This window comes from Amycolatopsis sp. CA-211722 (assembly GCF_056828465.1).
In genome coordinates this window covers 7,459,554-7,468,683 of record NZ_CP184752.1, presented here as the reverse complement: position 1 = coordinate 7,468,683, position 9,130 = coordinate 7,459,554, and the positions used below count along the sequence as shown (strand labels likewise).

The window sequence follows — 9,130 nt, the reverse complement described above, 5'->3', positions numbered from 1 at the left end:
GAGGCCTTCTGAAGTACATGAAGGCCCCCTTCCTGTACCTAGGCGCAAGGAAGGGGGCCTTCATGTACTTCAGGAGGCCTAGGGGCGCAAAGCCTCGGCGAGCAGCGGAACCTGTTCCTGTGACCATGGGCTGAACAGGAAGGGAGCCCGGGCCATCGCCGCCACCAGATCCGGCCAGGGCAGCCACCGCGACTCGCACACCTCGTCCGGATTCGGGTGGGCCCCGCCGTCGGCGATCGCCGTCCAGACCGGACAGAACTCGTTCTCCTTGATGCCGCTGACATCGACAGCCTGGTATCGGAAGCGGGGGAGGACCTTGGTGAGCCGGCCGATCGCCATGCCCAGTTCCTGCCCGCCGCGTCGCACGACCGCGTCCGCCATGTCCTCACCGGGCGCCGGATGGCCGCAGAACGAGTTCGTCCACACCCCCGGCCAAGTCTTCTTTTCCAGCGCGCGCCGGGTGACGAGGACGTCGCCCGCCTCGTTGAAGACATAGCAGGAAAAGGCGAGATGCAGGGGAGTGTCGGTCGTGTGGACCGACCTTTTGGGGGCGGTGGCACGGGGCTGGAACCGCTCGTCCAGCAGGACCACCAGTTCTTCGGTCCCGGTGGACCGGTCGTCAGGAGTCGTCATCGGAGCCCGCGTTCTCCCCGATGTCGGGTGTCACCGCCCAGACGTCGCCGGGCTTGCCGTAGGTGACGACCTTTCCTCCGAAGCTGCCCCGGTAGCCGCCTTCGGCGACCCGGAAGGCGGCGGAACCACTGATTCCATAGACTTCGATCGGCTCGGCTTCGTCACCGGTGAACCCGGCGAAGTCGGCGCAGTCGCCCGGGTCGACGGCCGCGGTGGCGACGCCGCGCGCCACGAAAGTCACATACGACGAGTAGCTGCCCTGCGAACACACGGTCAGCGTTCCCGCCGCGGCTGAAGCAGGTGAAGCGGCGGCGCCCGTCACGGTTCCCGCCACGGCGAAAGCCGCGATCGCGCGTGCGGCCACATTCCCGGGAAGCTTCATCGGTGACTCCGTAGGAGAGGGATTCACCCGCGAGCCTAGGTCACGACCCGGCGCTCAGATGGGGGCAGGAGCCTGCTCCGTCGTGATGAGGGGAGAACCTTTCACGAACGGTTCGCCGGGACGCGGGAACGTGGCTCCCTTTGGCGGATCGCCTCGCTTCGGCGGCGAAGGGGAGGTAGCGCCGGCTTTCGGGGAGGAGGTTCACCAGGGCCCCGAGCCCGGCGAAGAACCGCTGAGTGTGGCGACGATCCGCTTCGGTGACCGTGATGCCCAGGCGACGGAGATAGCTTTCGGGGAGAGTCGGGATCGTGAGGCCGACCGCCAGCCGCCGGAAGGGCGGCCACACCCGGTCCCACAGGAACCCCGGCACGTGGGGTGGCGGCAGGGGGCGGATGGCCGCCGGGTCGAGCAGATCGCGGACGACGTCGTTGACCTCGAGCCGGTTCTCGACGGTCTCCCGGAAGTATTCCCGGAACCCCGCGACGGTTTCGGGCAGATCCTTCCGGCGCAGGCCCATCACCGCGCCGAGGGCGCGCCACTCGCCGTAGAACCGTTCCTGCTCGTCTTCGCCGAGCGGCGCACCGGACAGTTCGCTCAGCGCGACCGCGGCTTCGAAAAGAGTGGCGTGCACCCAGGCGTAGGCGTTCGGGTCCAAGCCGCGGTACTCGCGTCCCTGACCGTCGACGCCGTGGATCGGCCGGTGGACCGCCCGTAGCCTCCTGGCTTCCGCGCTCGACTGGATGAGCGGGCTGTAGACGAGCCGTTGCAGTGACCGCACGGTATGGAAGAAGCGGCTCACCCCCTCGGACCGGAAATCCGAGTACCCGTCGACCCCCGCGCCGACCACGGGATGGGCGGTCTGCAGCACGATGAGCCGGAGACTCATGGTCAGGATGGCCCAGCGGCCCACCAGGTCCCAGCTGGCCGAGCCCGGGCCGGGCGGCGCGGACCGGACCTGGGCGGTTTCGGCCGGTACGTGGCTCGTGGTCATCCGGCACGCACCTCTCGGGCGAAGGGGGCGAGCTGCTCCGGGTCGAGTGCGTGCGGCAGGCCCTGTCGATAGCGTTCGCGGTCGGCTTCCTTGAGCGCGGCGAAGTCGGGGGCGACGTGAAGCTCCCCGAGCGTGCATCGCGGGGCCGCGGAGCCGTCGGCGTCGAGCAAGGCGTTGACGGCCTGGCGGGCGCCTTCGTTCGCGCCCTCCATGGTGGTGACGTTGATGTTGGTCCGCACCCAGTCACCGGCCAGGAACAGGTTGGCGATCGAGGTCCGGGATTCGGGCCGGTCGTCCCACGAGCCCGGGCTCTGGATGAACAACGGGCTGTCGTTGGCGACGTCGGGGGTCCCCGGCGCGACGATGGCCGGATCGAGGAACCACGAATGCAGCATGTCGTCACGAAGGACCGTCCGGCCTTCCGTGTTCAGGTGGGCCTTGATCTGCTCCCACGCTTCCTTCGCTATCTCATCTGCCGTGCAGTCCTTGGCCGCCTTGCCGTTGAAGGTGCCCGGTTTGAACCAGTCGGAAATGATCCCGGACAGGCACTCCTTGACCGTGTGGTCGTGGTACTCCGAGAACGGGCGCGTCCAGAACTGCGCCTGGCTGATGGACGTGATCGCCCACGGCGAGTCCACGTAGTTGACGTGCCCGTGCACGAGCGGCAGTTCTTCCTTGAGATAGAACATCAGGCCGTTCATCCAGTCCGTGCGCAGCCGGCGGGTGCGGGCCAGTTCCGGGGCGGCGTCGAGGACGTCACGGCTCAACAGCCGGGTGAAGCGTTCCACGGGGATCGCGGAAACGACATGGTCGTAGGAGGTGATGTGATCGCCTCCTTGATCGTCCCGCAGCGTCAGCGCGGTGACCCGGCCGTCCGAGACCCTGAGCGCCTCGGCACTCCAGCCCACCTTGAACTCCACGCCCAGATTTCGCAGGTGGTCGATCCACGGTGAGAGGAGTTTCTCGTCGGTGGATCCGTTCAGGACGCGGTCGACCGTGCCACCCGGTTCGTTGCCCCGGCCGAGCGCGCTCCAGATGGTCGCTTCCGAGACCAGGCCGACCGAATGCGTGCTCGCCTCGTCCGATTTGATCGCCGCCAGGTTGCGGATCATGCCGTCGGCGAACGAGCGCTGGAACTGGATCGACATCTTGTCGGCGTTGAGAAAGTCGTTCCAGGAGATCTTGTCCCACTGGCCGAGGCGCCGTTCGTCGCAGCTGGCCCAGTACGCCAGGAACTTGCGCGCGCCGAAGAGCGCTTCGTCCTCCGGTACATGGGAAATCGTGCTCGCGAGGTAGGAGATGATGGCGGTCGCGGTGTCCGGGGTGAACGAATAGACCGCGGGCGGCAGGGGGGAGTCGGGGAGGAACGGGATCATGGCGTCGGGGGTGCCGTCGGCCCGGGCGCCGAGGTACGCCGACGTGTCCACCAGGTTGTCCCAGGTCCCGTTCACGTTGCCGGGGAAGGGAATCCGCCGCATGGTGTCGGTCAGGTTCTGGTAGAAGCCGGGGAAGAAGCGGAACCCGTGTTCGCCCGGAAGACCGCTGCCGGGGGCGGGGATGCTCCTGGCCTTGCCGCCGAGTTCGTGCCGTTCGTAGACGGTCACCGCGTAGCCCCGCTCGGCCAGTTCGAGGGCGGCGGAGAGACCGGCGATTCCCGCGCCGAGGATCGCCACCCGCTTCCCCGTCGGGGCGATGGGTTCCGCAGTCCTCGGGACAGGCCGGTGCTCGACGGTGCCGGCCGGGGCGGTGTCTTCGCCGGGGTGCTGGTCGACCGCCCCGCCGAAGCGCCGATCGCGATCGGCGTAGGTCTCCACCGCCTCGATCAGGTCCGTTTGGGTGAAGTCGGGCCAAAGCCGGTCGGGGAAGTGCAGTTCCGCGTAGGCGCTTTGCCACAGCAGGAGATTGCTGATGCGCTTCTCGCCGGAGGTGCGGATCAGTAGATCCACCGGCGGGAGGTCCGGCTGGTAAAGGCGCGAGATGATCGCGTCTTCGTCGATGTCCTCGGGGGAAAGCTCTCCCGCCACGATGTCGTCGGACAGGCGGCGCACGGCGTTGACGATCTCCTGCCGCCCGCCGTAGTTGACACAGAGGTTGAGGGTCAGCCCGGTGTGCTCCGCGGTGCGTTCTTGCCAGCCCCGCAAAGTCGCGGTGAGTTCGGGAAATCCTTCGATTTCCCTGCCGCTCCACCGGATCCGGACGCCACGCGTCTCGAAGAAAGGCATGTAGCCGTTGATCGCGTTGGTCATGATCTCCATGATCGTGGCAATCTCGGCCGGTTCCCTTTTCCAGTTCTCACTGGAGAAAAGGTAGAGCGAGAGGTTGCGCAGCCCCAGATCGATCGCCGTGTTGACGATGACGAACATGGACGGGAGCGCGGCGCGATGCCCGGCGGTGCGGGTCAGCCCGTGCTGATTGGCCCATCGGCCGTTGCCGTCCACGATGATCGCGAGATGCCGGGGAAGCCGGTCCGGAGAGAGGGTCGACACGGAACTCCTCCATCGTCTGTTTTCACTGCACGTGGATGTGGTGTTCTTGGCTGAGGACAGCGCTTTCTCGCGCGGCTCGCCGATGATGTCTTCCAGCTTTCATGCGTGTTGAACGAAAGACAAGAGCTGAGAGAATCGATGTGCGAACGTCGAAGGATCGCGCCGTTTCGGGCAGCGGCACCACTCAGCCGACGGTGACGGTGGGCTCTCCTTCACCGATGGTCTGGCCGGATTCCTCGGCGATGCGCATGGCTTCTTCGATCAGCGTTTCGACGATGGCGTGCTCGGGGACGGTCTTGATGACTTCGCCCTTGACGAAGATCTGGCCTTTGCCGTTGCCGGAGGCGACGCCGAGGTCGGCTTCGCGTGCTTCGCCGGGGCCGTTGACGACGCAGCCCATGACCGCGACGCGCAGCGGGACCTCCATGCCCTCCAGTCCGGCGGTGACCTGCTCGGCGAGCGTGTAGACGTCCACCTGCGCGCGGCCGCAGGAGGGGCAGGAGACGATCTCGAGCTTGCGCTCCTTGAGGTTCAGCGACTGCAGGATCTGGATCCCGACCTTGACCTCTTCCACCGGCGGCGCCGACAGCGAGACGCGGATGGTGTCGCCGATGCCTTGACGCAGCAGCGCGCCGAACGCGACGGCCGACTTGATGGTGCCCTGGAACGCCGGGCCCGCCTCGGTGACCCCGAGGTGCAGCGGGTAGTCGCACTGCTCGGCGAGGATCTCGTACGCGCGCACCATGACCACCGGGTCGTTGTGCTTCACGGAGATCTTCACGTCGTAGAAGTCGTGCTCGGCGAACAGCGACGCCTCCCACAGCGCGGACTCGGCCAGCGCCTCCGGGGTCGCCTTGCCGTACTTGTCCATGATCCGCTTGTCGAGCGAACCCGCGTTGACGCCGATCCGGATCGGGGTGCCGTGGTCCTTCGCGGCCTTCGCGATCTCCTTGACCTGGTCGTCGAACTTGCGGATGTTGCCCGGGTTCACCCGGACCGCCGCGCAGCCGGCTTCGATCGCGGCGAAGACGTACTTCGGCTGGAAGTGGATGTCGGCGATCACCGGGATCTGCGACTTCTTCGCGATCGCGGGCAGCGCCTCGGCGTCGTCGGCGGACGGGCACGCGACGCGGACGATGTCACAGCCCGCAGCGGTCAGCTCGGCGATCTGCTGCAGGGTCGCGTTGACGTCGGAGGTGAGCGTGGTGGTCATCGACTGCACCGAAATCGGGTGCTCGCTGCCGACGCCCACCGGCCCGACCTGCAGCTGTCGGGTCTTGCGACGCTCGGAGAGGACGGGAGGAGGAAGCGTCGGCATACCAAGAGCGACGGTCATCGAGTGACCTCCGCCGAGGTGGGAGCGTCCTCGGGAAGTGCCGGTATGGACGCCGACGCCACCCGCGCGATCGAGGGGCCGTCGAGTCCGCACGCGCGAAGGATGGTGGCGCGATCGCCGTGGGCGAGGAACGACTTGGGCAGCCCCAGAGTCACCACCGGAGTCGTGACCCGGGTGTCCGAAACGGCCTCGCGCAGGGCGGAACCCATTCCTCCACCGCGGACACCGTCCTCGACCGTCACCACGAGCCGGTGCCGCGCGGCGAAGTGCACGAGCACCGGATTGACCGGCAGGATCCAGCGGGGGTCCACCACGGTCACGCCGAGGCCTTCGCTTTCCAGGAGTTCAGCGGCTTCCAGCGCCGCGGTGGCGGTGACCCCGGCGGCGACGATCAGGACGTCCAACGGCATGCCGGGGCTGCGGCGCAGCAGGTCGACACCGTCCATCCGTTGCATGGCTGGGATCGCGGGTCCCGCGGTCGCCTTGGGAAAACGCACCGCCGTCGGACCGGTGGACACCGCGACCGCTTCGCGGAGCAACAGCGAGAGCTGGTCGGCGTCCCGCGGGGCCGCGACACGCATGCCAGGTATGCGGCCGAGCAGGGCCAGATCCCACATCCCGTGATGGCTCGGGCCGTCGGGGCCGGTGACCCCGGCGCGGTCCAGGACGAACGTGACCGGCAGGCCGTGCAGAGCGACGTCCATCAGCGCCTGGTCGAACGCGCGGTTGAAGAAGGTCGCGTACACGCAGACCACCGGATGGCTCCCGCCCATCGCGAGACCGGCGGCCGAGGTCACCGCGTGCTGCTCGGCGATACCGACGTCGATGACCCGCTCCGGGAATTCCCGGGCGAACCGGCCGAGCCCGACGGGCAACAGCATGGCGGCGGTCATCGCGACCACGTCTTCGTGCTCGGCGCCGATCTCGGCGATGACGTCCCCGAACAGGCTGGTCCAGCTCCGGCCCGACCCGGGCTTCTGTTCGCCGGTCTCCGGATCCATCGCGCCGACGGCGTGCATCCGGTCCGCTTCGTCGTTTTCGGCGTGGACGTACCCGTGTCCCTTCTCCGTCACACAGTGCACGACGGTCGGCTCGCGCCGAGACGCGGCCTCGCGGAGCGCCTCTTCCACCGCCGCCGTGTCGTGCCCGTCGACCGGGCCGAGGTAACCGAAACCGAGGAGTTCGAAGAGAGTGGTTCCGGTGCCTTCACCCGAGCGGAGGGCGGCGAGGTGGTCGGCGAGGCCGCCGGCCGTGGGCGCGTAGGAGCGGCCGTTGTCGTTCAGCACCACCACGACGGGGGAGCCGCCGGCGCCGAGATTGTTCAGTGCCTCCCAAGCGAGACCACCGGTCAAGGCTCCGTCACCGACCACGGCGACCGCTGTCCGGTCGTTCTCGCCCCGCAACCGGAACGACTTGGCCAGGCCATCCACATAGGACAGGGCGGTCGAGGCGTGCGAGTTCTCGACCAGGTCGTGGACGGATTCGGAGTTCTGCGGATACCCGGCGATCCCACCGGCCTTGCGCAGGGTGCCGAAGTCGACCGCGCGTCCGGTGAGGATCTTGTGCACGTAGGACTGATGGCCGGTGTCGAAGACGATCTTGTCCTTCGGCGAGTCGAACACGCGGTGCACCGCCAGCGTGAGCTCGACGACCCCGAGGTTCGGGCCGAGGTGACCGCCTGTGCGGCTCACCTCCCGGACCAGGAACGTCCTGATCTCCTCGGCCAGCTTGGACAGGCGATCGTGGTCGAGCTCCTTGAGCTCCGAGAGGCCCGGAAAGGATCGGGTCACGTGAGTTCACCTCTTCCCATGAATAGTCAGCCGGCCTGCCGCCGTACGGCCGCGGGCAGTCCGAAGTGGATCGTCTCGCGGGTGACGGCGCGTTCTTCGACAGTGACCTCGCCGAGGCCGCCCAGCGCGGCCACGACCTGGTCGACCAGTCCCGGCGGAGTGGAGGCGCCGGAGGTCACTCCGACGGTGCGTACCCCCGCCAGCCATTCGGGCCGGATGTCGGCGGTGTCACCGATGAGGTGCGCGGACGTGCCCGCGCGGCCGGGGATTTCGGCCAGTCGTACGGAGTTCGACGAGTTCGGGGATCCGACGACCAGGACCAGGTCGGCCTCGGCCATGATCGCCTTCACCGCGTTCTGCCGATTCGTCGTGGCATAGCAGATGTCTTCGGTCGGCGGCTCGCGCAGCGCGGGGAACTTCGCGCGCAGGGCTTTGACGACGTCCGCGGTCTCGTCGACGCCGAGCGTCGTCTGCGTGAGGTAGGAGACCCGATCCGGATCGGGCAGGTCGAGCGCGGCGACGTCGGCCGGGGTCTCGACGAGGACGGTGGCGTCCGGTGCCTCGCCCATGGTGCCCTCGACCTCTTCGTGTCCGGCGTGGCCGATCACGACGATCGTGTCACCGCGCGCCGCGAACCGCTTGGCCTCGGAATGCACCTTCGTCACCAGGGGACAGCTGCCGTCGATCACTTCCAGACCGCGCCGCTGGGCTTCCTGCCGTACGGCGGGGGAGACGCCATGGGCGGAGAAGACCACGGTGGCCCCGTCGGGCACTTCGTCGAGCTCGTCGACGAACTTCGCGCCCCGGCTCGCCAGGTCGTCGACGACGTGTGTGTTGTGGACGATCTGTTTCCTGACGTAGACAGGGGTTCGACGGTCCTCGAGGACTCTTTCGACTATCTCGATCGCCCTTTCCACCCCCGCGCAGAAGGATCGAGGGGAAGCCAGCAACACCCGGCGGGGCGCTTTGACCGCGCTCCAGGCGGCGACGACTCGGCTGACCGTGTCGTGGTGGGCGGCGGAGGCACCGGCGAAGACCGCGATGTCCTCTTTGCCGTCGACGGGCTCGCTGACGATGGTCAGCGCCTGGTCGGTGGTGTCGAGCCGGGAAAGCTCCTGGACCGGGACACCGGCACGACGGAGCGATCCACGGAGCAGATCGGTCGCAGGGCAGCGGAGGATCCTGTCCTCATCGTGTAGTTCCGGGCCCAGTACCGCGTAACCCGCCTCGGTCTCAGCCTCGGCAGCTCCGGATTCGGTACGCATCGACACCTCTCTCACGGACGCTGGGCGTTCCGAGCCCGATCGTCGTCCGTGTGGCCCCGGAACGTGCTGTGTCATCACAGGATTCTGGAACAGGGCGTCGCTGAGCCAAAACGGGCGTTCCACGCGGCGGACCTGCGAGCGTGCCTTGCCGCGGTCCGGCAGGTCCATGACGACTGTTTGAGGGTCGTCAGTGGAGGGGGCGTGAGTGCGTACCGGCTCTCCGCGGGCTCTCGGTGGCGATCAGCGA

At 67.9% G+C, this 9,130-nt stretch carries 7 protein-coding genes; all 7 read right to left on the bottom strand.

Annotation, left to right across the window (positions count from 1 at the left end):
* Positions 1–78: 78 nt before the first annotated feature.
* Positions 79–633, bottom strand: a complete 555-nt coding sequence (idi, locus tag ACOCEP_RS34585; RefSeq protein ID WP_482333612.1) for an isopentenyl-diphosphate Delta-isomerase — start codon at positions 631–633, stop codon at positions 79–81.
* The gene (locus tag ACOCEP_RS34580) at positions 620–1,015 is read right to left on the bottom strand and encodes a hypothetical protein (RefSeq protein WP_482333610.1); all 396 of its coding nucleotides are present in this window, start codon (positions 1,013–1,015) and stop codon (positions 620–622) included. The genes idi and ACOCEP_RS34580 overlap by 14 nt, the downstream gene beginning before the upstream one ends.
* Before the next feature lie 40 nt (positions 1,016–1,055).
* On the bottom strand, positions 1,056–2,006 hold the full coding sequence (locus ACOCEP_RS34575; protein ID WP_482333608.1) for an oxygenase MpaB family protein: 951 nt from the start codon (positions 2,004–2,006) through the stop codon (positions 1,056–1,058).
* The gene (gene uppS / locus ACOCEP_RS34570; RefSeq protein WP_482333606.1) at positions 2,003–4,492 is read right to left on the bottom strand and encodes a polyprenyl diphosphate synthase; all 2,490 of its coding nucleotides are present in this window, start codon (positions 4,490–4,492) and stop codon (positions 2,003–2,005) included. The genes ACOCEP_RS34575 and uppS overlap by 4 nt, the downstream gene beginning before the upstream one ends.
* A gap of 184 nt (positions 4,493–4,676) precedes the next feature.
* On the bottom strand, positions 4,677–5,828 hold the full coding sequence (ispG, locus tag ACOCEP_RS34565; RefSeq protein WP_482333604.1) for a flavodoxin-dependent (E)-4-hydroxy-3-methylbut-2-enyl-diphosphate synthase: 1,152 nt from the start codon (positions 5,826–5,828) through the stop codon (positions 4,677–4,679).
* Positions 5,825–7,618, bottom strand: a complete 1,794-nt coding sequence (locus tag ACOCEP_RS34560; protein ID WP_482333602.1) for a 1-deoxy-D-xylulose-5-phosphate synthase — start codon at positions 7,616–7,618, stop codon at positions 5,825–5,827. The genes ispG and ACOCEP_RS34560 overlap by 4 nt, the downstream gene beginning before the upstream one ends.
* A gap of 26 nt (positions 7,619–7,644) precedes the next feature.
* The gene (locus tag ACOCEP_RS34555; RefSeq protein ID WP_482333601.1) at positions 7,645–8,883 is read right to left on the bottom strand and encodes a 4-hydroxy-3-methylbut-2-enyl diphosphate reductase; all 1,239 of its coding nucleotides are present in this window, start codon (positions 8,881–8,883) and stop codon (positions 7,645–7,647) included.
* Between the last annotated feature and the right edge of the window lie 247 nt (positions 8,884–9,130).

Coding starts and splice junctions, on each gene's coding strand:
- ACOCEP_RS34555 (WP_482333601.1), bottom strand. CDS start 8,883: ATGCGTACCGAATCCGGAGCTGCCGAGGCTGAGACCGAGGCGGGTTAC.
- ACOCEP_RS34580 (WP_482333610.1), bottom strand. CDS start 1,015: ATGAAGCTTCCCGGGAATGTGGCCGCACGCGCGATCGCGGCTTTCGCC.
- idi (WP_482333612.1), bottom strand. CDS start 633: ATGACGACTCCTGACGACCGGTCCACCGGGACCGAAGAACTGGTGGTC.
- ispG (WP_482333604.1), bottom strand. CDS start 5,828: ATGACCGTCGCTCTTGGTATGCCGACGCTTCCTCCTCCCGTCCTCTCC.
- ACOCEP_RS34575 (WP_482333608.1), bottom strand. CDS start 2,006: ATGACCACGAGCCACGTACCGGCCGAAACCGCCCAGGTCCGGTCCGCG.